The 24,455-nt window shown below is 64.8% G+C and carries 21 protein-coding genes; 10 read left to right on the top strand and 11 right to left on the bottom strand.

Annotated elements, in window-relative coordinates:
• Positions 1 to 3: 3 nt before the first annotated feature.
• The 7 genes from DM806_RS15495 to DM806_RS15465 form a co-directional block, all read right to left on the bottom strand.
• Positions 4 to 678 carry a response regulator gene (locus DM806_RS15495; protein ID WP_179044070.1) on the bottom strand — a complete coding sequence of 225 codons (675 nt, stop codon included), beginning with the start codon at positions 676 to 678 and terminating at the stop codon, positions 4 to 6.
• The gene (locus DM806_RS15490) at positions 675 to 2,288 is read right to left on the bottom strand and encodes a sensor histidine kinase (protein ID WP_179044069.1); all 1,614 of its coding nucleotides are present in this window, start codon (positions 2,286 to 2,288) and stop codon (positions 675 to 677) included. Before DM806_RS15490 ends, DM806_RS15495 begins: the two co-directional genes overlap by 4 nt.
• A 307-nt stretch (positions 2,289 to 2,595) precedes the next feature.
• Entirely contained in the window at positions 2,596 to 2,859 is a 264-nt protein-coding gene (locus DM806_RS15485; RefSeq protein ID WP_179044068.1) for a hypothetical protein, read from the bottom strand.
• Positions 2,860 to 2,880: 21 nt separating this feature from the next.
• On the bottom strand, positions 2,881 to 3,156 hold the full coding sequence (locus DM806_RS15480) for an HU family DNA-binding protein (RefSeq protein WP_179044067.1): 276 nt from the start codon (positions 3,154 to 3,156) through the stop codon (positions 2,881 to 2,883).
• Between the two features lie 93 nt (positions 3,157 to 3,249).
• Positions 3,250 to 4,236 (bottom strand): nuclease, encoded by a 987-nt coding sequence (locus DM806_RS15475; protein WP_179044066.1) that lies wholly within the window; start codon positions 4,234 to 4,236, stop codon positions 3,250 to 3,252.
• Positions 4,237 to 4,252: 16 nt separating this feature from the next.
• Positions 4,253 to 5,437, bottom strand: coding sequence for a YdcF family protein (locus tag DM806_RS15470; RefSeq protein ID WP_179044065.1), 1,185 nt, complete (start codon positions 5,435 to 5,437; stop codon positions 4,253 to 4,255).
• The gene (locus DM806_RS15465) at positions 5,437 to 7,920 is read right to left on the bottom strand and encodes a TonB-dependent receptor (protein ID WP_179044064.1); all 2,484 of its coding nucleotides are present in this window, start codon (positions 7,918 to 7,920) and stop codon (positions 5,437 to 5,439) included. Before DM806_RS15465 ends, DM806_RS15470 begins: the two co-directional genes overlap by 1 nt.
• A 169-nt stretch (positions 7,921 to 8,089) precedes the next feature.
• Between DM806_RS15465 and DM806_RS15460 the strand changes: the two genes are divergently transcribed.
• The 9 genes from DM806_RS15460 to DM806_RS15420 all read left to right on the top strand — a co-directional run bounded on the left by DM806_RS15460 (position 8,090) and on the right by DM806_RS15420 (position 19,731).
• Positions 8,090 to 9,124, top strand: coding sequence for a LacI family DNA-binding transcriptional regulator (locus DM806_RS15460; protein ID WP_179044063.1), 1,035 nt, complete (start codon positions 8,090 to 8,092; stop codon positions 9,122 to 9,124).
• 54 nt (positions 9,125 to 9,178) lie between these two features.
• Positions 9,179 to 9,781, top strand: a complete 603-nt coding sequence (locus DM806_RS15455; RefSeq protein WP_372859558.1) for a TetR/AcrR family transcriptional regulator — start codon at positions 9,179 to 9,181, stop codon at positions 9,779 to 9,781.
• Positions 9,782 to 10,195: 414 nt separating this feature from the next.
• Positions 10,196 to 10,603, top strand: a complete 408-nt coding sequence (locus tag DM806_RS15450) for a hypothetical protein (RefSeq protein WP_179044061.1) — start codon at positions 10,196 to 10,198, stop codon at positions 10,601 to 10,603.
• Positions 10,600 to 11,862: an efflux RND transporter periplasmic adaptor subunit gene (locus DM806_RS15445; RefSeq protein WP_179044060.1), complete on the top strand. Its 1,263-nt coding sequence runs from the start codon at positions 10,600 to 10,602 to the stop codon at positions 11,860 to 11,862. The genes DM806_RS15450 and DM806_RS15445 overlap by 4 nt, the downstream gene beginning before the upstream one ends.
• Before the next feature lie 100 nt (positions 11,863 to 11,962).
• Positions 11,963 to 15,145 carry an efflux RND transporter permease subunit gene (locus tag DM806_RS15440; protein WP_179044059.1) on the top strand — a complete coding sequence of 1,061 codons (3,183 nt, stop codon included), beginning with the start codon at positions 11,963 to 11,965 and terminating at the stop codon, positions 15,143 to 15,145.
• A gap of 11 nt (positions 15,146 to 15,156) precedes the next feature.
• Positions 15,157 to 16,563: an efflux transporter outer membrane subunit gene (locus DM806_RS15435; RefSeq protein ID WP_179044058.1), complete on the top strand. Its 1,407-nt coding sequence runs from the start codon at positions 15,157 to 15,159 to the stop codon at positions 16,561 to 16,563.
• A gap of 330 nt (positions 16,564 to 16,893) precedes the next feature.
• Positions 16,894 to 17,973, top strand: a complete 1,080-nt coding sequence (gene rfbG, locus DM806_RS15430) for a CDP-glucose 4,6-dehydratase (RefSeq protein ID WP_179044057.1) — start codon at positions 16,894 to 16,896, stop codon at positions 17,971 to 17,973.
• Positions 17,970 to 19,328 carry a lipopolysaccharide biosynthesis protein RfbH gene (gene rfbH / locus DM806_RS15425; RefSeq protein ID WP_179044056.1) on the top strand — a complete coding sequence of 453 codons (1,359 nt, stop codon included), beginning with the start codon at positions 17,970 to 17,972 and terminating at the stop codon, positions 19,326 to 19,328. Before rfbG ends, rfbH begins: the two co-directional genes overlap by 4 nt.
• Position 19,329: 1 nt before the next feature.
• A complete protein-coding gene (locus DM806_RS15420) occupies positions 19,330 to 19,731 on the top strand; it encodes a GtrA family protein (RefSeq protein ID WP_179044055.1) in 402 nt (133 codons plus the stop codon).
• A 33-nt stretch (positions 19,732 to 19,764) separates the two neighbouring features.
• Here DM806_RS15420 and DM806_RS15415 read toward each other — a convergent pair whose 3' ends face one another.
• From DM806_RS15415 to DM806_RS15400, 4 genes are all read right to left on the bottom strand, one after another.
• Positions 19,765 to 20,358: a nitroreductase family protein gene (locus tag DM806_RS15415; RefSeq protein WP_179044054.1), complete on the bottom strand. Its 594-nt coding sequence runs from the start codon at positions 20,356 to 20,358 to the stop codon at positions 19,765 to 19,767.
• Between the two features lie 85 nt (positions 20,359 to 20,443).
• Positions 20,444 to 20,611, bottom strand: a complete 168-nt coding sequence (locus DM806_RS15410; RefSeq protein WP_179044053.1) for a hypothetical protein — start codon at positions 20,609 to 20,611, stop codon at positions 20,444 to 20,446.
• 373 nt (positions 20,612 to 20,984) lie between these two features.
• Positions 20,985 to 21,842, bottom strand: a complete 858-nt coding sequence (locus DM806_RS15405) for an SMP-30/gluconolactonase/LRE family protein (RefSeq protein WP_179044052.1) — start codon at positions 21,840 to 21,842, stop codon at positions 20,985 to 20,987.
• Positions 21,842 to 23,020, bottom strand: coding sequence for an aldose epimerase family protein (locus tag DM806_RS15400; protein WP_179044051.1), 1,179 nt, complete (start codon positions 23,018 to 23,020; stop codon positions 21,842 to 21,844). The genes DM806_RS15405 and DM806_RS15400 overlap by 1 nt, the downstream gene beginning before the upstream one ends.
• Before the next feature lie 124 nt (positions 23,021 to 23,144).
• Between DM806_RS15400 and DM806_RS15395 the strand changes: the two genes are divergently transcribed.
• Positions 23,145 to 24,452 (top strand): sugar MFS transporter, encoded by a 1,308-nt coding sequence (locus DM806_RS15395; protein WP_179044050.1) that lies wholly within the window; start codon positions 23,145 to 23,147, stop codon positions 24,450 to 24,452.
• Positions 24,453 to 24,455 lie beyond the last annotated feature (3 nt).

Below are 24,455 nucleotides of genomic sequence, written 5' to 3'. Positions count from 1 at the left end.
TCCCTAGCTCCTTTGCGCCATTTCCGCCTCAATTCCGATTGCTCCGGAATCGCTACTTCCCTTGTAGTAGATCGCCGCCAGGGCGGTGCGGTTCCGGATCTTCAGCTTCTGGAAGATATTGTGGAGATGAATCTTCACCGTCCCCTCGCTGGCCCCCAGTTCACTGGCGATCAGCCTGTTCGACAGGCCCCGGCATGCATGGCCGGCAATTTCCATCTCGCGCGGCGTCAGCGCATCCAGGCCGGGCTTGATGCCTTCATGCCAGGGCGGATTGGCCCGCGCCGCCAATTCATCGGGCAGCCATGGATATCCGGCCCCGACACGGCGCAGGCAATCGATCAGCGCGTCGGGCGCGGATTCCTTCAGCAACAGACCCCATATGCCGTTCGCCAGCGCTTCCGACAATTGGGCGTCGGTGATGACGGCCGTCAGGAATATCACCCGCACGGGAAGGTCGGCGTTGCGCATCCGGCGCAACAGCGCGAGCCCGCTGACATCCGGCATATTGATGTCGAGCACGGCGATATCGGGCTTCAGCCGGTCGATCATCGCAAAGGCGTTTTTCGGCTCGCTCGTGCTGCCGACGACCCTGAAGTCCTTTTCCAGATTGATCAGTTCGGCAAGGCCGCGAAGCACCACCGGATGATCATCGGCCAGGAAGACGCTATATGGCGTCATGGAACCGGCATTTCGATCGTCATGGCCAGGCCGGGCGCATGGCGGACGATGGCCAGGCTGCCGGCCAGATGTTCGACCCGGGACCGAAGGGATCTGGGCATCGAGACATGCCCTCCCTGCGGGCGCATGCCGCATCCATTGTCGGCAATATCCATGCGTATCTTGTCCGGCCCGGCGAACAGGTCGACATTGATGCGCGTGGCGCCGCCATGGCGCACGGCATTGGCCGTCGCCTCGCACAGCAATTGCGCCAGTTCCCGGTGAAGCGCTGCGCTCGCTTCCATGCCGGCCGGATCGACATTGAGCGCAATCTCACATCCCCACTGGTCGCGAAGCAGGTCGACGGTCTGCATCAGCGACGCCGAAAGCTGCATGGATACGGGGTCCGCCGGCCAATTATTCTCCAGGAAAATCCGGATGCGCCGTTGCTGTTCCGCCAGCATGCTGCTGACACCGCTCAAAGGCTCACGGGCCTTTGCGCTCAGACCCGCGCCGATGGCCTTCAACTGCAAAGAGGCGGCCGTCAGATCCTGCAGCACGCTGTCATGAAGGTCGCGCGCCAGACGGACCCGCTCCTGATCGCGGGCGCGATCTTCCATCGCCTTCATCAGGTCGAAACGTTCGATCTCATGCCCGATCCGCAGCGCGGTGATCCGCGCAAGCGCGGAAGTATCCTCATGCTGGAAGGGCGCGTCGAACATGAAGAGACGGCCAATATTGCGGGAACCTCCGAAAGGCGCGGAACGCAGCCGATGCGGATCAATGGTCAGTTGGCGCCAGCCCGTGGCCGTCGCTATGGCGCTGATTTCCGCGGCTTCGACCTTGGGGGACAGAAGCTGGGCCTTGAAGCTCGCCGTCCGGTCTTGCCAGAAGGCTGGCGCCAGATCATCGCGCGCCTGCAAACCGTCGGGGCCGAACATCACGATATGGCTGCTTTGCCGCTCCTGATCGCGCCAGACCAGAAGAAGGCGCTGCGCCCCGAGCAGCCTGGCGGCATGATCCAGCACATCCTGCAACCACATGCGCCGGTCCATATCGGCAGGCGCCGCCGACCATCCGGCAAGCTGCGCGAACCGATGGCTGCTACGGGCGCGGCAGGCGCCGAAATAGCCCAGCATGGCGGCCGCGATCAGAAAATAGGCCGACCGGATGATGAGGAGGTTAAGCTCCGACTCTCCATCGGTCAGATCCTGCCAGCCGACGGCGATCATCATGATTTCCATCGCCAATGCCCCCAGCACCGCGCCGCGCATGCCCCATCGCATGGTCGTCGCGAGCAGGATGAAGGGGACGAAAGGAAAGAAGGGGCTGGCCAGTTCGTCGGTGAGATAGACAAGGATCGCAAGGGCCAGCACGTCTATGCCATGGGCGACGAGGTGGGTCGGGTGCGTCAAGGGTCTGCGCAACAGCCCACATGCCATGCAGAGCGAAAAAAGCAGGTAGACGGCAAGGACGGCACGAACCTCGCTCAGCGACCGGGCCGGGCGCGTCGGATCGAGATAGATGGCCAGGGCCGCAAACAGGACCGCGATCAGCCGGCCCCATGAAATCAGCCATTCAGGATCGGCAGCGAGGTTGAACTTGCCGGCAAGACCGCGAAGCTGAAACATCTGGACCGTCCCGCGCCAATCGAAATCCGTGCACAGGGGAAATGCGCCCTGATTTCCGGCAGGCGCCCTTCCCCCGGAGATAATGACAAGATGCCGCGCATTGCGACAATTGCAATTAAGGATAGTCGCGGAAGACGACTGGCCCGGAGCGCTACAGGCAGGCGCGGAGCGTCAGGCCGATCGCCGTGCCGCCGATGGCGGCGCCTTGAATCCGGCCTGGATGGCGCAAGACGTCGCTCCCATCCTGTCCTATTCGGGGACAGGATATCCGCGGTCATGACGGAGGCGCGACGGCGCCCGGGCGGCGTCAATCCGCCGACGGCCCCTTTTCGACCATGTCCATGAAAGCGCGCGCGGCATCGCGGTCGGCCGGATCATCGAAGCTCATGTCGATATCGGGGGCCGCGTCGAGGAGAAAGAGGAAGGACCAGAGCGCGAAGCGTCGACCTTGGCTGGTTTCCAGGCCAAGGTCGACGCGCATCCGCTCGATGCCCGCAGCCATCGCCTCGGGCATCACCGCATCAAGGTCGGTGGTCCCGAAATAGCGATGCATCTGATCATCGAAATGCATGGGAAGCGACCGCCTCCCGGATCAGCCGTTCAGCCGGTCCTTGACCGCCTTGGCGGGGGTGAAGGTCAGCTTCTTCGAGGCGGCGATCTCGATCACGGCGCCGGTGGCGGGGTTGCGGCCCTGGCGCGCCGGGCTGTCCTTGACCTTGAACTTGCCAAAGCCGTTGAGCGACACTTCGTCACCCTTGGCCGCAGCATCGGCGATGGCGCCGATCACGCTGTCGACCAGCTTGCGGGCCTCGGCCTTGCTGATGTCGTGGGATGCGGCAACCGCTTCGGCGAGATCGGTGTTGTTCATGAGGATATAAGCTCCTGATTATGGAACGGCTGGAAATAGCGGCCTCTAGGCGGCTCGTCCACGGTCTAATGATATGGGGCTGTTCGATTGAAATCAGCCCGGTGCGGAACCGGTGGCCGGATTATAGCGTGGATTCGTCGGATCGAGCGGCGATGGCGACACTTCGGCAGGCGGAACGGCGCTTTCCCGCCAGGCCCGGTAGAGCATGTCGCGGAGCATAGTCGCGCCCGTGGCGGTCTGGGCATAGACGGTGTCACGCACGTCCGTGTCGCGCGGATCGCGGAAACCGGCCAGCTTTTCGAGGCTGTAGACTGTCTCCAGCCGTGCGGCGGCATCATCCAGAAAGGACAGGACCGCCTCGAACAGGTCGCCCTGTTGATGCCCGATCGCGCCGACCCGCGCCGCAATGTCGGCCGGCGTCAGCGCGATGAGGTCCACGAACTGGCTTTCGAACCGGCCATGGACGCTACGGTCGGTGGTAAACCCCTTGGGATTGTCGCCGCGCCAGCCGTCGCTGTGGACGGAATCATGCATCGGCTGCGCCCCGTCGCCGATATAATGGCCAAGTAGAGCCACCTGATAGGCGCAATTCCGTTCGGGCACGGATGTGTCGCCACTGGTCGCCTGAGCGGCGCGCACCTGCCGCATGCAGACGACGATCCGGCCATAGCTTTCCATTGCGGCATAGGGCAGCGTTCCGGTCCAGCGGACATTGGTGCGGCTGGCCCGTTGCGGATCGCTGTCCTTGATCCGCAGATATTCGTCATGCAGCGCCAGGATGAATTCGTAGCGCGACCGGGGAATGGGCTTCAGGAAAGCGAATTGCTCCCTGAACCAGCCATGATTGGGATCTTCCTCGATCTTCGAGAAAGGTTCCGACGCATTGCGCCAGCTGTCGGGCATGGTCGATGAGGCCGCGATATAGTCGGCATGTTTGCGCAGGAAGACCGGGCCGTCCGCCGGCAGGGCATCGAGCGCGGCGCGATCGATCACCCCATGGGCGCGCTCGCCCCAAGCCAGAGCGGGCGATGCCGCCAGCGCGCAGCCGAGCGCGGCGACGATGAGGATAATGTTACGCATGACTGCCTCCTGCACGTCAGGGATCGAGCGGGTCGAGCGGATCGACGCGCGCCGACACGGGGTCGGGACGGAAAAGCAGCTCGGTGGGCGACAGCCGCTGGCCGATCCGGCCCGGCTGATAGCCCAGTTCCTTGAGGTTGCGATCGGCGAAGAGCGGACTTTCGACATAGGCGCTCTGCGTCATGTTGCAGACGATCAGCGCCTCGCGATCCAGCGGCGCACCCAACGCCATCAGCCGGCGCGTGGCGTTGCGCAAATTGGTGGTCGTGTGCCGGGCATAGGGTTCGATGACGATCGCTTCGGGCGGCACGCCATAGCGGTCGATCAGCGCCCGGCGCATCTCGATGGCTTCGGCGAACATGGCGCCGCGCGGATGCGCGCGTCCGCCGCTGACGATGATGAAGGGCGCGTCCCCATCGGCAAAACGGTTCGCCGCAAGACGGACATGATATTTGCCGCCGGGGCTGAGCGGCATGTCCAGCACCTCGGGACCGATGCCGGTGAGGATGATCGCGCTGTAGCGATAGCGTTTCCAGTTGACGCGGCGCGCATGGGCCATGGGCGCGGCGTTAAGACCATCGTCGATCGGTTCGAAACCGATGGCGTCGGTGCGGTCGTTGACGTCGAGCAGCGCCAGCGCCAGTTCGACGCTGCGATCGAGCGTTTGCGCGCTGCCCTCGCGCGGCGTGCCGCTGAGCGCAACCGCCGCCTGCAAACGCACCTTCGCCTCCTGGCTGTCGACCGGGACCGACGGGCCGTCGATCGTGGGATAGCGGGAGGGTTCGCCGAGCGCGTAGGTGGCGATGATCGCGTTCAGTCCAGCGATTTCCCGTCGCAACTGGCCGGCAATGCCGTCATCGGCCAGGATGTTCGCCCGTTCCAGAGGCGCGCGCGCGCTGGTGGCGATCGCCGCATCGAGCGCGGTGCGTTCGGCGTCGCTCCACAGCAAGGCATGGGCGATGCAGGCGGCGGCGTCGGCACAGGCGGCCACGCGCGCCGCTCGGGCGGCCAGCGTCGCAGCCAGTGCAGGCTGCGCCCGCACCTGCTCAACCATCTGCGCCGACCGGCCGAGCGTGCCGAGCAGCGGGAAAAGCTGCTGCGACAGCGCCTCGGTCTGCGCATCACGCGCCACGCCCGCGCTGGCGGGTTGGCTTGCCGCCACGACCATCGTGGCGGCAAGCATCAGGGACCGGCCCAGCATTACCAGCTCTTGCTCAGCACCAGGCGGAAGTTCCGGCCGAAGATCGGACGGCCATAGATGGCGCTGGAACTGCCCTGCCCGCTCAGCGAGTCGGTCCGGGTATTACCTTCGGTCAGGCCATGGGCATTGGTCAGATTGTCGCCCAGCAGCTGCACCTGCCACGATCCATGGGTCGCGGTGACACCCGCACCAATCGTCGAATAGGCCGGCAGCGCGGTGTTGTTGTAAAGATCGACATAGCGCTTGCCCATATAATTGTAGCGGCCGTAGATCTGGAAATCCGTCTCACCCGCGCTGAAGCTGAAGCTCGGCCGGATATTGCCATAGACTTTGGGTTCGCGCACGATCTGCTTGCCTTCGGCCTGTTCCGGATCGGCGCCGGTGCTGCTCTGGAAATTCTTATATTTGGGATCGCTGATCGTCAGCGCGCCGTTGAGCGAGAACCAGGGCGTCACTTGCACCATGCCGTCAAACTCGACGCCCTTGACCTGCGCTTCGCCGATGAAGGGCACGGGCACGTCGTTGCGGCCGGTGGTCGGATCGAAGGCCAGGAAAGAGGCGTTGAGCGGGTCGAAATTGGTATAGAAGCCGGTGACATAGAGGTAAGAGCGACCGGCGGCGAACTTCAGGCCCGCTTCATATTGGTCGGCCTTGGTCGTGATGACGGTGGGGCTGACCGACGAGGCGACCTGCACCGATGGCGGCGTTTCGAGGTGCGAGGCACGGACATAGACGCCGAAATTGCGGCTGAAATCGTAATTGGCGCCCGCCGTCCAGTTGGTGATGTCCGGCTTATATTCGCGGTTGATGATCACCCCGGTGAAGCCGCGGGTCGTGTTGTCCGCCAGCGTGGTCGGATCGCCCAGGTCGATCTGCTCGGTCACGGCGGCCCAGCCCTTGTAGCTGTAGCGCTCATGGCGGATGCCCGCATCGATGCGCAGGCCCGGCACGACTTCCCAGGTGTCGTTGGCATAGAGGGCGAACATGGTCGCGTCGGCGTCGCCCTGATTGAGCGTACCGGTATAGTTGAGCACGCCATTGTCGGTGACGGTGCCCAGTGCCTGCCCGGTCGCCGAATAGGCGACAAGGTCGAGCGTGCGCGGCTTGCCGGCGACCTCGATCAGATAATTCTGATAGATCGACTTGCTGGTTTCGCCATAGGCGCTGGCATAGAGGCCAAGTTTCAGGTCATGCTTGCCAAGCCCCGTATCGAACGCCCGTGCGACGCTGAGGTCGCCCTGCGCCGAATAGAATTTGGAAGCGATGTCACGATACTGGCCCGACATGACCAGCCCCGATGCGGCGGCAGGGTCATAGACGGTGTTGGTGCCCGCCAGAACATAGCCCATCGATGCGACCCCGCTGCCGAAGACATTGCGCGCGGCGGTCAGATAGCTGTTGGCGAAGGTCGTGCCATCGGCCGGGTTGGTGGTCGAATAGAAAGCTGTGAAATTCAGCTTGCCCTGGGTGTAGCCGCCCTTGGCCGACACCAGCCAGCCGTCGAAATCGCCCTCATATTGCACGCCGACATTGAACATCCGCATGTGGCGGCCATCGGCCAGATCGCTGGTCTTGCTCTGGATGACGCCCGCACCGTCGCGATATTTGAGGTTGACGTTGCGGAAGGCCGGCGAATTCATCGTGCCTTCGAAATAATCGATATACTGGTTCAGCGACGTGGCGGGATCACGCGGGTCCGCCGTCGGGATCGGCAAGTAGAAGACATTGTGGTCGTTCACATAATTGGCGCTCAGCTTGATCGATCCATTGTCGAAATCATGCTTGATGTTGGCGCGGATCTGACCGCCCCTGTCGTTGGGAAAGCCATTGTCGCGATAGCCGTCATGCTGGCGGATGAAGCCGCCGATCGCATAATAGGTATCGTCGCTGATCGGTCCGGCCTGATAGGCGTCGAGACGATAGAGACCGGTGTCGCCCAGCGTCAGTTGGGCCTTGCCGCGCGGCGTGTCGCTGCCGGTGACGGTGATCTGGTTGACGATCGCGCCCGAATAGCTGGCATAGACCGGCGCCGGGCCGCCGCGCACGACTTCCAGCCGATCCATCATCAGATCGGGTTTGATGATCGCATCGCCGCGGAAGAAGACGCCGTCATTCTCATGAAACAGCGGCAATCCGTCCTGCTGGAAGCTGACGAAGCCGCCATCGCTGGGCAGCCCGCGAATGCGGTAGATATTCTGTACCTCGCCGCCGGTGATTTCGGTCTGGAAACCGGGCAGCGTGCCGATCAGGTCGGCCATGTTGACGGGGGCGATCTTCTGTATGTCCTCCTGCGACACCGAATTGATCGCATAGGAAACGTCGAAACGGCGCTGGGCGCGGGTCGAGCCGGTGACGATGATGTCGCTACCCGTCTGCTCGCCGACGGCCGCATCGGGCGTCGGCGCATCCTGCGCGAGGACCGGGGCAGCCAGAAGACAGGCAGCCGGAAGCGCTCCGTAAAGGAGTGTGTTCAGTTTCAGCATATGGACCCCAATCGCTTATGATAGCGCTGTCTTGGTGCGGCGCGGTGCGGTGGGCGCCCTAGGCGCGCGGGATGACAGTCCCATGACGGTGGGGCAAAGCCGGCCGATATTTGTATTGCGGGTGGAGGCTCCCTAAGAAGAGCCTCCACAGCAGGAATGATGACGGCGCATGGACGATCCACAGCTTGATTTTGGCGGAAGCGAACCGACCATCGCGGATGTCGCGAACGCGGCCGGCGTATCCATCCGCACCGTGTCCCGCGTCCTCAACAAAAGTCCCAAGGTCAACAAGGATACGCGCGAACGCATCCAGGCCGCGATCGACAAGCTGAATTTCAAGCCCAGCCTGCGTGCCCGCGCCCTCGCCATAGGCCGATCGCTGCTCATCGGCATGGTCCATCATGATCGCAACGCACTGGTGCTCGACACCGTCCAGCGCGGCGTCGGGCAGGAGGCAACGCGACGCGGCTATGAGGTGATTGGCCACGCCGTCCCGATGGCGGAAGAAGGCGGCATCGGCCATGTGCTGGATTTCGCGCGCCGGTCGCGTGTCGACGGTCTGGTCGTCCTGCCGCCGGTGTCCGGCATCGCCGGCCTGCCCGAAGCGCTGAAGGCGGAACGCATCCATGCCGTGGCGCTCTCTTCCGTGCCGATCGCGGGCTATGGCACGGTCCTTCTCTCGCCGGAGCGCGAGGCGGCGGGGGATGTCGCCCGCTATCTCCTGTCGCTTGGCCATCGCCGGATCGCGATGATCACCGGCCCGCAGGCGATGATGTCGGCGTGCGAACGCCGTCTTGGCTTCATCGCGGCGCTGGAGGAAACGGGGACGCCGTTGCTCGGCGAAACGGAAGGCGACTATAGCCTGAACGCGGGCATAGAGGGCGCCCGCACCCTGCTGTCCCTGCCGACGCGGCCGACCGCCATCTTCGCGGCCAACGACATCATGGCCGCCGGCGTGCTCAAGGTTGCGGCGGAACGCGGCATAGCCGTGCCCGCCGCGCTGACGGTCGTCGGCTTCGACGGCAGCCTGCTGGCCGAGATGCTGACCCCTGCGCTCACCACCGTCGTGCGTCCCTTCGGCGAGATGGCGCGGATCGCGACCCGCCATCTGATCGACCTGATCGAGGGCGAACAGCCGGTCGACCTGGATGTCCCGCCGCTCAGACTGCGGGAAGCGCAATCAAGCGCGCCGCCATCCCTATGATGCCGTACCACTGGACTCTGCGGCCATCCGCACTATATACCGCTCGGTATGGAAATGGCGACACATAGCGGGAGAGGCCGTCCGCGGGAGTTCGATCCCGAAGACGCTCTGGCGGCTGCCTTGGAAGTCTTCTGGCGCCGCGGCTATGAAGCTGCGTCGCTGGCCGAATTGACCGAAGCGATGGGCATCACCAAGCCCAGCCTCTACGCCTGCTTCGGCAACAAGGAATCGCTGTTCCGCAAGGCGCTCGATCTCTATGAGCGCGACAAGCTCTGCTATGTGAAGTCCGCGCTGGAAGCGCCCACGTCCAAGCTCGTGGCCGAACGGCTGCTGCGGGGATCGCTGGCGATCCAGACCAATAGCACCGATCCCAAGGGATGCCTTGGCGTCATCAGTTCGGTTGGCGGCACCGCCCATTCCGAATGTATTCGCGACGAAGTGATCGCCCGCCGCGCCTCTTCCGACCGTGCGCTGCTCGAACGGTTCGAACGCGCCCGCGACGAAGGCGACCTGCCCGATCATATCGAGCCGCAGGCGCTGGCCTGCTATCTGTCGACCGTCACCCAGGGCATGGCCGTGCAGGCAAGTGCGGGCGTTCCGGTCGAGCGACTGGAAACGCTGATCGAAACCACGCTTTCCATGTGGCCGGGGCGCTGAAACGGCCGTCCGCGCTCACGCAAGTCTGAAGCCGAAAATTATTTCGCCCTCATGGCGGCGAACCTCTTGAAAATGCTGCACTGCGAATAAAATACCTGCCGGTACAAAAAGAAGCTTGACCAGCAAGGTCACGTTAATGTATACCGATCAGTATAGAACTGGCTGGACGCTCGCTCCAGGGAGGTCATCATGCGGCACAATCTCAAATATCGGCGCTGTTGCTGACAGCGGCTTGAAGGACGGCTTCCCGGCAACGGGGCATCCTGATCCATAGCTTTCGATCTTCCCCCGACGCTCCTCAAGGCGCGCGCGGGCAGGATCATTCGCGCAAATTTCGGGCGCAAGACGCGGGACGCGGCGGCGCGTTTCCGGTCGTAGAGAGGCGCCCGCTTCACACAGGGAAAGGGAAAAGCCATGGCTTTCCTTGATTTCGCACAACCACTGGCCGGCCCGCAGATGGCGGTCGGCGTCAGCATCGCCCAGACCACCGTTCGCGCGGCGGAACCGACCGGATTTTCCACGGAGGAGTGGCAGATCGTATCGCTGGCCCGTACCGACGGGCTGCGCTCGCTGCGCGGGCCGGGCCGTTTCGCGCGCCTGCACCGCTGGATCTTCGGCGAGGAAACCAACCTGACCCTTGCCAGCGACCGGCTGGAAGCACTGCGTCGCGTGGCGGTCGAAGCCTGGCACAAGGGCTATGCCGTTTCGCTGTCGGGCCTCGCCGCTTTCCGCACGGCCGGCTTCTCCACCGCCCAATTGGAGCTTCTGCTCGCCACCATCAGCGCGGGCCGATCGGCTCGCGGACGCCGGAGTTTCGCATGAACCAGCATACCAAAATCACTGCCGACGCCGAATATTCGGACGCTGGCACACAACTCAAGCGCCGATGGTCCCGCCGTCATGGCGGGGTCGCGGCCATCGCCGCCATCGCCATAGTGGGCGGCGGCTGGAAGCTGCTCGACCAGCCACAGGCCCAGGCATCGGCCGCCCCGCTGGCGGCGGTCGGCGTGTCCGCGCCGCTCGCCCGCAGCGTGACGCAATGGGATGATTATGTCGGCCGCTTCGCCCCCAGCCAGACGGTGGAAATCCGCCCGCGCGTGTCGGGCGCCGTGACCGCCATCCATTTCCGCGATGGCGATTTCGTGGCGAAGGGGCAATTGCTCTTCACCATCGACCAGCGCCCCTTCCTCGCCGCTCTCGCCGAGGCGCGGGCGAGCAGCGCGTCGGCCCGCAGCGCGCTGCTGCTGGCGCAGAATGACTATGCCCGCGTCCAGCGCCTCAGCGGCGACGAAGCCGTGTCGGCCAGCGAAGTGGATGCACTGCGTTCGCGGCTTCAGGCGGCGCAGGCCGCCCTCGCCGGGGCGCAGGCGCGCGAGCGTAGCCGTGCGCTGGACGTCGAATTCACGCAGGTGCGCGCGCCCATTTCGGGCCGCGTCTCCGATCGCCGCGTCGATATCGGCAATCTGGTGGCCGGCGCGGAAGGCACGGGCGCGACCCTGCTCACCACGGTCAACAAGCTCGACCCCATCTATTTCAACTTCGACGCCTCCGAGGCGCTGTATCTGAAGTCACAGCGCGACAAGGACGCCGGCGGCGCGGTCGAGGTACGGTTGCAGGACGAAGCCGACTATAGCCACAAGGGCCGGCTCGACTTCACCGACAACGGCCTCGATCCGCGCTCGGGCACGATCCGCATCCGCGCCATATTCGACAATCCGGGCAATTTCCTGACCCCCGGCCTGTTCGGCAATATGCGCCTCGCCAATGGCGGCAAGGCCAATGCCCTGTTGGTCCCGGACGAGGCGATCCAGTCCGACCAGGCGCGCAAGACCGTGCTGGTCGTGGGCAAGGATGACAGCGTCACGGCCAAGCCTGTCGAGCTTGGTCCGATCGTCGACGGCCTGCGGATCATCCGCTCCGGCCTTGCGCCCAATGATCGGGTGATCGTGTCCAACATTCAGGCCGCGATGCCCGGCGCCAAGGTGGCGGTGAAACCCGCCGCGATCCGGCCGACCCCCGCCCCGGTCACGCCGGTCGACAGCATCGCCCCGGTGGCGGCGCAGGCGACCTTCGCCCGCTAAACCGCGCCCAGGCGCAAAAAACCGAACATGAAATGGCCCGTGATCCGGCCCCCGCCGGATCGCGCGGCATCCCTTTCGCTCGTTCGCAAAGGATGATCCGATGCGCTTCTCCCGTTTCTTTATCGACCGGCCGATCTTTGCCGCCGTGATCGCGGTGGTCATCACCGTGGTCGGCGCGCTCGCCTTTATCGGCCTGCCGGTATCCCAATATCCCGATATCGTGCCCCCCACGGTCACGGTGTCCGCCCAATATCCCGGCGCATCGGCGGAAACGGTCGCATCGACCGTCGCCGCACCGATCGAGCAGGAAATCAACGGCGTCGACGACATGCTCTACCAGAGCAGCCAATCGACCGGCGACGGCAAGGTCGTCATCACCGTCACCTTCAAGGTCGGCACCGACCTCGACGCCGCACAGGTGCTGGTGCAGAACCGCGTCGCCGTTGCAGTTCCGCGCCTGCCCGAGGAAGTGCAGCGCCTGGGCGTCGTGACGCGCAAGACCACGCCCGAATTCCTGATGGTCGTGAACCTGCAATCGCCCGACGGCACGTTCGACCGCAATTACCTGTCCAACTATGCGTTGACGCAGGTGCGCGACCGGCTCGCCCGTCTCGACGGCGTGGGCGACGTGCAGCTGTTCGGATCGCGCGACTATGCGATGCGCATTTGGATCGATCCCGACCGCGCCGCCGCGCTGGACCTGACCGCAGGCGAGATCGTCTCCGCGCTCCGCGCGCAGAATATCCAGGTGTCGGCCGGCTCGATCGGCCAGCCGCCCTATGACCGGGGCGAAGCCTTCCAGCTCGGCGTCGAGATGCAGGGCCGCCTGACCGAACCGCAGCAATTCTCCAACATCGTCATCCGCACCGACGCGGACGGCCACCAGGTCCGCGTGGCCGATGTCGCGCGCGTCGAACTGGGCGCGCAGGATTATGGCATCAATACCTATCTGTCGGGCAAGCCCACCGTCGTCATCGCGGTGATGCAGCGTCCTGGCTCCAACGCACTCGATGCGGCGGAGAAGGTGAAGGCGGAAATGGACCAGTTGTCCAAGCGCTTCCCCAAGGGCCTCGAATATAGCGTCATCTACAACCCGACCGAATTCATCAGCCAGTCGATCGACGCCGTCTATCACACGCTGATCGAAGCGGTCCTGCTGGTCGTGCTGGTCATTCTGGTCTTCCTCCAGAACTGGCGCGCGGCGATCATCCCGATCATCGCCATCCCCGTGTCGCTGATCGGCACGGCCGCGATCCTCGCGGGCCTTGGCTACAGCCTCAACAATCTGTCGCTCTTCGGCCTGGTGCTCGCCATCGGCATCGTCGTCGACGACGCCATCGTCGTGGTCGAGAATGTCGAGCGCAATATCGAGCATGGCATGTCACCGCTGGAGGCGGCCCGCACCTCCATGGACGAAGTGTCGACCGCGCTGGTCGCGATCGTACTGGTGCTCTGCGCGGTGTTCGTGCCAACGCTCTTCATCACCGGCATTTCCGGCGCCTTCTACCAGCAGTTCGCCGTCACCATCTCGACCGCGACGATCATCTCGCTGATCCTCTCGCTCACTTTGTCGCCCGCCGCCGCCGCTCTCCTGCTCAAGGAAAAGCACGGCCCGCGCGACCGCAGCGGCGATCCGGTCTGGCGGCAGAAGCTGGGCGTGGCCGTCGATGCGTTCAACCATGGCTTCGACCGGATGAGCACGGGCTATGGCCGCCTCACCCGCTTCCTCGTCGCTCGCCCGAAGAAGATGTTGCTGACTTATTCCGGCCTGATCGCCGCCACCATCGCTCTCTTCTGGGTGACGCCCGGCGGCTTCATCCCGGCGCAGGACCAGGGCTATTTCCTCGCCGTAGTACAGCTGCCCTCCGGCGCCTCGCTCGAACGCACCGACAAGGTGACGCGCGAGGTGGCGGAGAAGATCCTGCCGGTGAAGGGCCTGCGCGGCGCGGTGATGTTCGCCGGCTTCCACGGTCCGTCGCAGACGCAGGCGCCCAACAGCGCGGCAATCTACTTCCCCTTCAAGAGCTTTGCGGAGCGCAAGGCGGAAGGCGTCACCTATGCCGGCATCATGGAACAGGCGAACAAGGCCGTCGCCGGCTATGACAAGGCGCGCATCCTGCTCGTCCCCCCGCCGCTCATTCAGGGCATCGGTTCCGCCGGTGGCTATCGGATGATGCTGGAGGACCGCGAGGACCGCGGCTACGCCGAACTCAACAAAGTGGCGCAGGACATGATCGCCAAGGCGAACCAGTCCCCCAGCCTGTCGATGGTCTACACCCTGTTCGACGTCGGCACGCCCCGCGTTTACGCGGACGTTGATCGGCGCAAGGCGGACCTGCTGGGCGTCCCGCCCGAACGCATCTTCGAAGCGATGCAGGTCTATCTGGGGTCGGCGTTCGTCAACGACTTCAACCTGCTGGGCCGCACCTATCGCGTGACCGCGCAGGCCGATGCCGATCATCGCGGCACGGTGGCCGACATCGCCAATCTCAAGACCCGGTCGAACAGCGGCCAGATGGTGCCGATAGGCTCCGTCTCGACCTTCAAGGACAAGACCGGTCCCTATCGCGTGGTCCGCTACAACCTGCTGCCGGCGGTGGAGATCGACGGCGACACGGCGCCGGGCTATTCGTCGGGCCAGTCGCTGACCACCATGGAGAAGCTCGCAGCATCCGCACCTGCCGGTTATGGCAGCGAATGGACGGGCGTCGCCTATCAGCAGGTCATCGCGGGCAACACTGCTGGCCTCGTCTTCGGCATGGCGGTCTTCTTCGTCTTCCTGGTGCTGGCGGCGCAATATGAAAGCCTGACGCTGCCGCTGTCGATCATCCTGATCGTGCCGATGTGCCTGTTCGCGGCTATGCTGGGCGTGAACCTGCGCGGGATGGACAACAACATCCTCACGCAGATCGGCTTGGTCGTTCTGATCGCCCTTGCCGCGAAGAACGCCATTCTGGTGGTGGAATTCGCCAAGCAGGCGGAAGAGGAGCAGGGTCTCTCGCCGGTCGAAGCCGCCGTTCAGGCTGCCCAGACTCGCCTGCGCCCGATCCTGATGACCAGCTTCGCCTTCATCCTGGGTGCGGTGCCGCTGGTGATCGCGACCGGGGCTGGCGCGGAGCTGCGGCAGGCATTAGGTACGGCGGTCTTCTTCGGCATGACCGGCGTGACGGCGTTCGGCCTGCTCTTCACCCCCACCTTCTATGTCGTGTGCCGCGCGCTGGGCGATCGTTTCGCCCGCCGCCGACCGGGACAGGCTGAACCTGCCTTGCAGCCGGCCGAATAAGGACAAAAGCCATGACAAGGAACTTCATCGCCTTGCTGCTCGGCGCCAGCGCGCTCACGGCCTGCGCCGCCGGGCCGGACTATAAGGCGCCCGCCACCCCGGCCACCGCCGCCGCCCCCTTCATCGGGGCGGCGAACCCGGCGGTCGCGCAGGCCCCTGCCGACGATCATTGGTGGCGGCTCTATAACGACCCTCTGCTCGACGGGCTGGTCACGGATGCGCTGTCGGCCAATACCGACATCCGCGTCGCCGTCGCCCGGCTGGAGCGCGCCCGCGCCCAGTTGCGCGGCGCGCGCTCCGACCGGCTGCCCAGCACGGCGCTCAGCGGATCGCCCAGCTATGGCCGCGTCTCGCAGGCCCAGACCCTTCCCGGCATGAACAGGGAAAACTGGACCGTCGATATGGGACTGGACGTCGCTTATGAAGTCGACCTGTTCGGCCGGGTGAAGCGCAGCATAGAGGCGGCGCGCGGCGATGCCGGCGCGGCGCAGGCCGACGCCGATGCGGTCAAGGTCGCGGTGGTCGCCGATACGGTCCGCGCCTATGTCGACGCCACTGCATCGGCCCAGCGGATCGCGGTCGCGCAACAGACGGTCGACCTGCTCGACCAGTCGCTCCGCATTTCGCAGGCGCGCTTCGACGTCGGCCGCTCCGACCGGCTCGACGTGATCCGCATCACCTCGCTGCGCGACCAGCAGAAGGCGCTCATTCCCTCGCTGGTGGCGGATCGCAATGCGGCGCTGTTCCGCCTCGCGACGCTGACCGGCCGCACGCCGCAGGATTTGCCCGCGACCGTCCGCGATGCGAAAGTGACACCCGACCTGACCCAGCCCATCCCGGTGGGCGATGGGCAGGCGCTGCTCGCCCGTCGCCCCGACGTGCGCGCGGCAGAACAGCGGCTGGCGGGGGACACGGCACGGATCGGCGTGGCCACCGCCGCCCTCTATCCCCGCATCACGCTGGGCGGATCGATCGGCACCACGGCGATCGGCGGCGGCGACATCTTCGGCGGCGGCCCGCTCAACTGGCTGCTGGGACCGCTCATCAGCTGGGCCTTCCCCAATCAGGAGGCCAACCGCGCCCGCATCGCGGCGGCGCGGGCCGATGGCGACGCGGCGCTCGCGACGTTCGACGGCACGGTGCTGCGCGCGCTGGAGGAGACGGAAACCGCCCTCTCCACCTATGCCAACGCGCTGCAACGCCGCGCCGCGCTCCAGACCGCACGGGACGAAGCCGCTCGCGCCGCCCGCATCAGCACCGCCCGCCAGCGGGAGGGGCAGATCGACTTCCTGACCGTGCTCGACGCGCTGCGCACCCAGGCGGCGGCGGACGCCGACCTTGCCGCCGCCAACCGCGCGGTCGCCTTCGCGCAGGTCGATCTGTTCCGGGCGCTGGGTGGTGGCTGGACTGACGCCTGATGCCGGCCGGACGGTGCGGGGGCATCCGAAAACGCTCCCGCACCATTGGTCGGCCCAAATCAACTACCGATTCGGGATAGCTCCAAATTATCCGATCAAATCGTTGATTTAGTTCAATTTACCGTCTGGCAATCCCCCTTCCGCGCCGTTGACCAGACCCTGCCCCGCCTCCAGAAACTTGACGTCCGCTCATGGTGGCACGGGGGAACAGGCACGGTGGCGATCGGAACGTCATTTCTTGTAGATGCGGTCCATGCAGGGCGTGGCCGACAAGCCCATGCCATGGCGGGCGCGCATCACCCGCGCCGGCCGTCGGATGCGCTCTAGGCCATGATGACCGCCGCTTTCTGGCAGGGACGCAAGGTGTTCCTCACCGGCCATAGCGGCTTCAAGGGAAGCTGGCTCGCCATGTGGCTGGCGCAGATGGGCGCAGAGGTGACGGGCTTTTCCCTCCCCGCCGAAGCGGTCAGCCTGTTCCGCCAGGCCGGCGTGGAACATGGCCTCACCCATATCGAGGGCGACATCCGCGACAGGACCGCCATAGAAGCCGCAATCCTGCAAGCGCACCCCGAAATCCTGTTCCATCTCGCCGCACAGCCTCTGGTCCGCCTGTCCTACGACTGTCCACTCGAAACCTTCGCCACCAATGTGCAGGGGACCGCGCATGTCCTCGACGCCTGCCGCCGCGCCGCCGACCTGAAGGCGATCGTCTGCGTCACCAGCGACAAATGCTATGAAAATCGCGAATGGGTGTGGCCCTATCGCGAAGGCGACCCGATGGGCGGTCATGATCCCTACAGCGCCAGCAAGGGCGCGGCGGAGCTGGTGATCGCCTCCTACCGCCGCAGCTTCTTCGGAAAAGGTCCACTGCTCGCGTCGGTTCGGGCAGGCAATGTCATCGGCGGCGGCGACTGGGCCGCAGACCGCCTCATCCCCGACATCGTCCGCGCGCTGATCGCCGGCAAGCCGCCCTTCATCCGCTCGCCCGCTGCCATCCGCCCCTGGCAGCATGTGCTGGAGGCGCTGGGCGGCTATCTGATGATCGCGCAGCGCCTGTTCGAGGGCGACGCATCGGCCGCCACCGGCTGGAATTTCGGCCCGGCCGACGACGACACCCGGCCCGTGGGCTGGATCGCCGACCATATGTGCGCCGGCTGGGGCGGGCCGCACTGGTTCACCGAGCCACAGGACCAGCCGCATGAAGCGATGATCCTGAAACTCGACTGCTCCAAGGCGCGCACCGAACTGGGGTGGCGCCCTGCGCTGCGCTTGCGGGACGCGCTCGACACGATCGTCGCCTGGCACCGCTCCGTCGCCGATGGCGGCGATGCGGCGCAGATCTCGCTCGCACAACTGACCGCCTACCGCGCGATATTCGAGCGCACCCTATCCGGGAAGGAATGTTCATGACCGAACATCTGGCATCCATTTCAACGGCCCTGAAGGGCGACTGCGATGAAGCCCAGCTTCGCGCCCTGATCCTGGACCTCACCGGGGAATATGCGCGGCGCTTCCATGCTCCTGCCCCCTTCGTGCCGGGCGAAAGCGCCGTTCCCGTATCGGGGAAAGTCTATGACGAAAGCGACATGCGCAACCTTGTCGATTCCTCGCTCGATTTCTGGCTGACCACCGGCCGGTTCAACGACGCGTTCGAGGCGAAGCTGGCGCAGCGGCTGGGCGTCGCCCATGCGCTGACGACCAATTCGGGGTCGTCGGCCAACCTGCTCGCCCTTTCGACCCTGACTTCGCATTATTTCCGGGGCGAGGCGCTGAAACCGGGCGACGAAGTCATCACCGTCGCGACCGGCTTTCCCACGACGGTCAACCCGTCGTTGCAATATGGACTGGTGCCGGTCTTCGTCGACGTCGACATCCCGACCTATAATGTGAAGCCCGATATGATCGAGGCGGCGGTCAGCGACCGAACCCGCGCGATCATGATCGCCCATACGCTGGGCAATCCCTTCGACATTGCCGAGGTGATGCGCGTCGCCGAGAAACATGATCTCTGGGTGGTGGAGGATTGCTGCGACGCGCTGGGCGCCACCTATGCCGGTCGCAATGTCGGCACCTTCGGCCATATCGGCACATTGAGCTTCTACCCGGCGCATCATATCACCATGGGCGAAGGCGGCGCGGTGTTCACCGACAAGCCGCGCCTCAAGCGCGTGATCGAATCGATGCGCGACTGGGGCCGCGACTGCTGGTGCGCGCCAGGCAAGGACGACACCTGCGGCAAGCGTTTCGCGCGGCGGCTGGGCAATCTGCCTGAAGGCTATGACCATAAATATACCTATGGCCATGCCGGCTATAACCTCAAGATCACCGACATGCAGGCGGCCGTCGGCCTGTCGCAACTCGGCCATCTCGACGGCTTCATCGCCGCGCGCGCGCGCAACTTCGCAGGGCTTACCGAAAGGCTACGTCCATATGAGGATGTGCTGATCCTGCCGCAGGCGACCCCCAACAGCCAGCCCTCCTGGTTCGGCTTCCCGATCACCATCCGGCCGGAAAGCGGCATCAGCCGCGAGGCGCTGGTGCGCTATCTCAACAGCCGGAAGATCGGCACCCGCCTGCTCTTCGGCGGCAATCTGCTGCGCCAGCCCTATATGAAGGGCCGCAACTATCGCGTCGTCGGCGAACTGACCAATGCGGACCTGACGACGACCCATACATTCTGGCTTGGCCTCTTCCCCGGCCTGACCGACGATCATCTCGACTATATGGCGGAAGAGCTGGGACGGTTCCTCAAATCCGGTGGCTGATATGGGTTTCGCCCCCTCCCGCGCGCGCCTCATCGAACTCTGGCGCTATTATCAGACCGGCATCGTCAACACGCTGTTCGGCCTTGGCGTCTATGCGCTATTGGTGTGGCTGGGCCTCAACATGTTCGTCGCGCAACTCGTCGCGCACGTCATGGGCGTGATGTTCAACTATGTCAGCTATAGCCGCCATGTCTTCCGCGATGCCGCGCCGGCCAAGCTGCGGTTCATCCTGTCCTATGCCGCCAATTACCTGCTGGGGCTGGCGATGCTGGCGACGGTATCGCGCGTCATCGCCAATCCCTATGCCGCCGGGCTGTCGGCGATCATGATCGTGTCGGTGATCAACTATTTCGCGCTGAAGCATCTGGTCTTCAGCACGCCCGGCCAGCCGCGGAAAGGCTGAGCGCCCCGACCATCCAGCCGGGGCGCTCCTGCTTCAGCCCGCGAAATCGCCGGCGAAGGCGAATTCCTCGACCGACTTGCGGCCGCTGGGTGCTTCGCGCGACTGCAAGGTTTCGGGCAGGATCGCCTTGTCCGCCTGCCGGCCGATGGCGACGGCGGCCTCGATCCGGAATCGGTCCGGCACGCCCAGTTCCTTGCGCGCAGCGTCGAAATCAACGCCGGTCATGCCATGGGTATGATAGCCAAGCCGCGTCGCCTGCAATGCCAGCAGCGCCCAGGCCGCGCCCGCATCGAAACTATGGCTGTGCGACGGCTTGAAATCATCGGAGCCAGGCGCCGCCATCAGCGTGTCGGACAGGACATAGACGATCACCGACGCATTGCGCACCCAGCCCTGGTTGAAGGGCAGCAGCGTGCCCAGGAAACGATCCCAGTCGGCCGTATCGCGATGCGCATAGAGGAAGCGCCAAGGCTGATAGTTGAACGCCGACGGCGCCCAGCGCGCGGCGTCGAAGATCGTGTCCAGATCTTCCTGCGGCAGCGCCGAGGAATCGAAGGCGCGCGGCGACCAGCGCTCCAGAAACAGGGGATCGACGGCACGTACAACGGTGCGGGGATCGGTAGCCATGATGTCTCCTTGTGGATGATCCGTTCGAGCGGCTTATGCAGGACGGACAGGCCCGCAGCGAAGCCCAAAGATGGCAACGCTCCGTTTAGCGAGCCGCCTCGAAGGCGGAGTCCTGAGGCGTCCGATCACCGGAAGGACGCGACAGATCCGCCTCCTTTTCCAGCAGAACCACGGTCGGTTCGCGCAGGATGGCTTGCGTCAGGCGACTCCACCAGCTTCCGGCGGGCGCCTCATCCAGATGAGACTCGATCATGGCTCTCCTTCTCGCCGACTCGCGCAGCTTACTATCAATATGATAGACAATGCGCGCCCAAGCAATGCTGAGGCCACTGACAGAAATGCTTTTGGTCGGGCGGAGGGATCAAGCCATCGCGATGCAACCGGCGATGCGGCCTGTTCCTATGGCGATATTGGGAAAAATCGACCCGGACAGCCAGCGACGCGTGCAGTTCGCCACCGGACCGTCCGGGATCGCAACATCGTCCTGCTTGGAGAGGCGTGACAACGTTGTCCCGGCTTATTAGGAGATTCGCCCAGCCGACGCAACCGCCTTTATGCGTCGCGCCAACGAAAAGGGCGCAGCCATCGCGAAACGGCCACGCCCTTTTTCTTGTGCTGCGGCAAAATCAGCCGGCGTAAAGGTTCGTCGGCAAGCCGCGCACGCCGCACTCCACCTCGAAAAAGCCGCCATCATAGTCGGTCGCGTCCTCCAGCCCCACGGTCGCGGAACTGACGAACATGCGGTCGAGCTTCGGGCCGGCGAAGCTGATGTTCGTCACCTGCCGCGCCGGCATTTCGATGGCGCGATCCAGCTTACCCTCGGGCGTGAAGCGGCTGATCCGGCTGCCGCCCCAATGCGCGACCCAGATATGGCCTTCCGCGTCCACGGTCATGCCGTCGGGATAGCCATCCTCCTCGCCGAAGCGGATGAACGGCTCGCGCTCGGTCGCACCCGTTTCCGTCCGGCGGAAGCGGAACATCTGCTTTTTCGCGGTATCGCTGTGATAGAGCCACTGGCCGCAGGGCGAGAAAGCGGGGCCGTTGGGCACGCGATAGTCGCTGTCGATCACGCTCCAGCTGCGATCGGGCGCCAGACGATAGAGGGCGCCGCGATCATGTTCCTCGGCCATGTCCATCGTGCCGCACCAGATATGGCCCTGCGCATCCGCCTTGCCGTCATTCATGCGGTTGCCGGGGAAATGCGGCTCCGGGTCGCCGAAGGGCGTGATCGTCAGCGGATCGAGGCTGATCTCGGCAAAGCCGCTCTGGAAGCCGCCGATGAAACCGCCGGCCGTGCGCTCCGCCACCCAGCCCAATGGCTCAGACATCGCCCAGCGCTCGACCGTGCCGCTGTCCAGGGACAGGCGGTTGAGCGCGGGCGCAAGAATGTCGACCCAATAGACCGCATTGTCACGCGCGGACCAGAGCGTGCCCTCGCCCAGCGTGTCCGCGACGTCGCGGTCGATCTTGCGCCACGCGACCATCAACGCTTCACCGACAGGCGATAGACCATCGCATGGTGATAGGGCTTGCCGGGATCGACGCGCGCCGACAGGAAGCTAGGCTTGTTGGGCGAATCCGGGAATTTCTGCGGCTCCAGCGCAATGCCGTCACCCATGCGATAGACATGGCTGCTCTTGCCGATGAAGGTGCCGTCGAGGAAATTGCCGGTATAGAATTGCACGCCCGGCTCGGTCGTCAGCACTTCGAGCACGCGGCCCGATGCAGGATCTTCCAGCCGCGCGGCCAGTTCGGGCTTCTTCGTCAGCCCCTTGTCCAGCGCCCAGTTGTGGTCATAGCCGCGGCCCGCGACGATCTGCGGATCGCGCCCGTCGCGAATGCCGTCCGCCACGCGGCGACCATTGCGGAAATCGAACACGCTGCCCTCGACCGGCTTGAGTTCGCCGGTCGGGATGAGGTTGGCGTCGACCGGGGTATAGGCCTTGGCCGGGATGGTCAGCACATGGCCCAGCGCGCCGTCGGGCGATCCTTCGCCCTGGAGGTTGAAGATCGCATGGTTGGTCATGTTGACGATGGTCGGCTTGTCGGTCTTCGCGTCGAACGCGATGCCAAGGTTGCCCGCTTCATCCAGCGTATAGGTGACGGTGACGTCGAGCTTGCCGGGATAGCCCGAATCGCCATCGGGGCTGGTCAGCGACAGCACGGCGGTCGCGGTCGGGCCGCTCTTGATCGACACGATCTTCCACACCTGCTTGTCGAAGCCCTTGCCGCCGCCATGCAGCGAATTGACCTTGTCGTTCAGCGGAAGCTGATAGGCCTTGCCGTCCAGGCTGAACTTGCCGCCGGCGATGCGGTTGGCATAGCGGCCCACGGTGACGCCGAAGAAATTGGGGTGGTCGACATAGTCCTTGAGGTCGTCATAGCCCAGCAGCACGTCGGCGGTCTTGCCGTCTTTGTCCGGGCCGGACAGCGACTGGAGCGTCGCGCCATAGCTGAGGATCTTCGCCGACACGCCCGAAGCATTGCTGAGCGTGATGGTTTCGACGGCGGCGCCATCGGCGCTACCGGCGGGAGTGCGGGTCGCTTCGGCGGCCATCGCGGTCCCGCTTGCGAGGACCGTGCCCGACAGCGCGGTTCCGCTTGCGAGGCCAAAAGCCAGTGCGTATGACAACGCTGTTTTCAAATCGACGACCTTTCGCATGGACTTCCTCCCGGTAAAGCTACGCCCATTGACGGGCGGTTGCCGGGGATATACTCCGACAAAATAAGCGGGCGCAACCCTTGATCGGGCGGCCTGCTACTGGAACTGCACTGGAGAAGGATGAATGGCAGGACCGATTTCGTCAGGCGCTGCACCGCATGCAACGCATAATCCCGGCACGCGCTACGGCCCTGCGCTCGCGTTGCTCGCCAGCCTCTTCTTCATGTGGGGCTTCATCACCGTCATCAACAACACGCTGCTGCCCCATCTGCGCAGCGTGTTCGACCTCAGCTACACCCAGACGACCCTCATCGAATCGGTCTGGTTCATCGCCTATTTCTTCGCCTCCATCCCGTCGGCCAAGCTGATCGAGCGGGTCGGCTACCAGAAGTCGATGGTCATCGGCCTGCTCGTCATGGCGGCGGGTGCGCTGGGCATGACGGTCGCGGCGTCGATCCCCTCCTATGGCGTGACTCTGGTCATGCTGTTCGTGATCGCCAGCGGCATCACCCTGCTGCAGGTCGCGGCCAACCCCTATGTCGCGGTCGTGGGCAAGCCCGAAACCGCCTCCTCGCGCCTCAACCTGGTTCAGGCGATGAACTCCGCCGGCACCATGCTGGCGCCGATGTTCGGCGCCTATCTGATCCTCGGCCGGTCGAAGGGCGGCACGGCACAGGGCGAGGTCGTCCTGACCCAGGCCGAACGCCTCGCCGACGCCCAGTCGGTGGTCCTGCCCTATGTGCTGGTCGCCGTCGTGCTGGTCGTGCTGGCGGTGGTCATCGCCCGCTTCCCGCTGCCCGCCATGGGCAATGCGACCGCGCGCCACAACAAGGAAGAGCGCAAGAAGCATTCGCTCTGGGCGCACCGCAACCTCGTGTTCGGCATCCCCGCGATCTTCATCTACCTGATCGCGGAAATCGGCGTCGCCAACCTGTTCATCAACTTCGTCAGCCAGCCGCAAATCGCCAACCTGACCCATGAACAGGCGGGCAATTACCTGACCCTGTTGTGGGGCGGGATGATGGTCGGTCGCTTCGCCGGTTCGGCGATCATGCAGAAGTTCGACGCAGGCCATGTCCTCGCCGCCTTCTCGATCGGCGCCTTCCTGGTGATGCTGGTCACGGTCTTCACCACCGGCCCGGTCGCCATGTGGTCGCTGATCCTCGTCGGCCTGTTCCACTCGATCATGTTCCCGACCATCTTCACGCTGGGCATCAAGGGTCTCGGCCCCCTGACCGAGGAAGGATCGGGTCTGCTCATCATGGCGATCGCCGGCGGCGCGCTCGTGGTGGTGCAGGGCTGGCTCGCCGACCATTATGGCCTCCAGACCAGCTTCCTGCTGACCGCGGCCTGCGAACTGTACGTCCTCTTCTACGCGCTCTGGGGGTCGAAAGTGACCCATGCGCTGCCCGATCAGCAGATCGGCGAATAAGGG

The organism is Sphingobium lactosutens, assembly GCF_013393185.1.
GTDB classification, from domain to species: Bacteria; Pseudomonadota; Alphaproteobacteria; order Sphingomonadales; family Sphingomonadaceae; genus Sphingobium; species Sphingobium lactosutens_A.
This window is presented reverse-complemented; position numbering and strand designations above follow the sequence as displayed.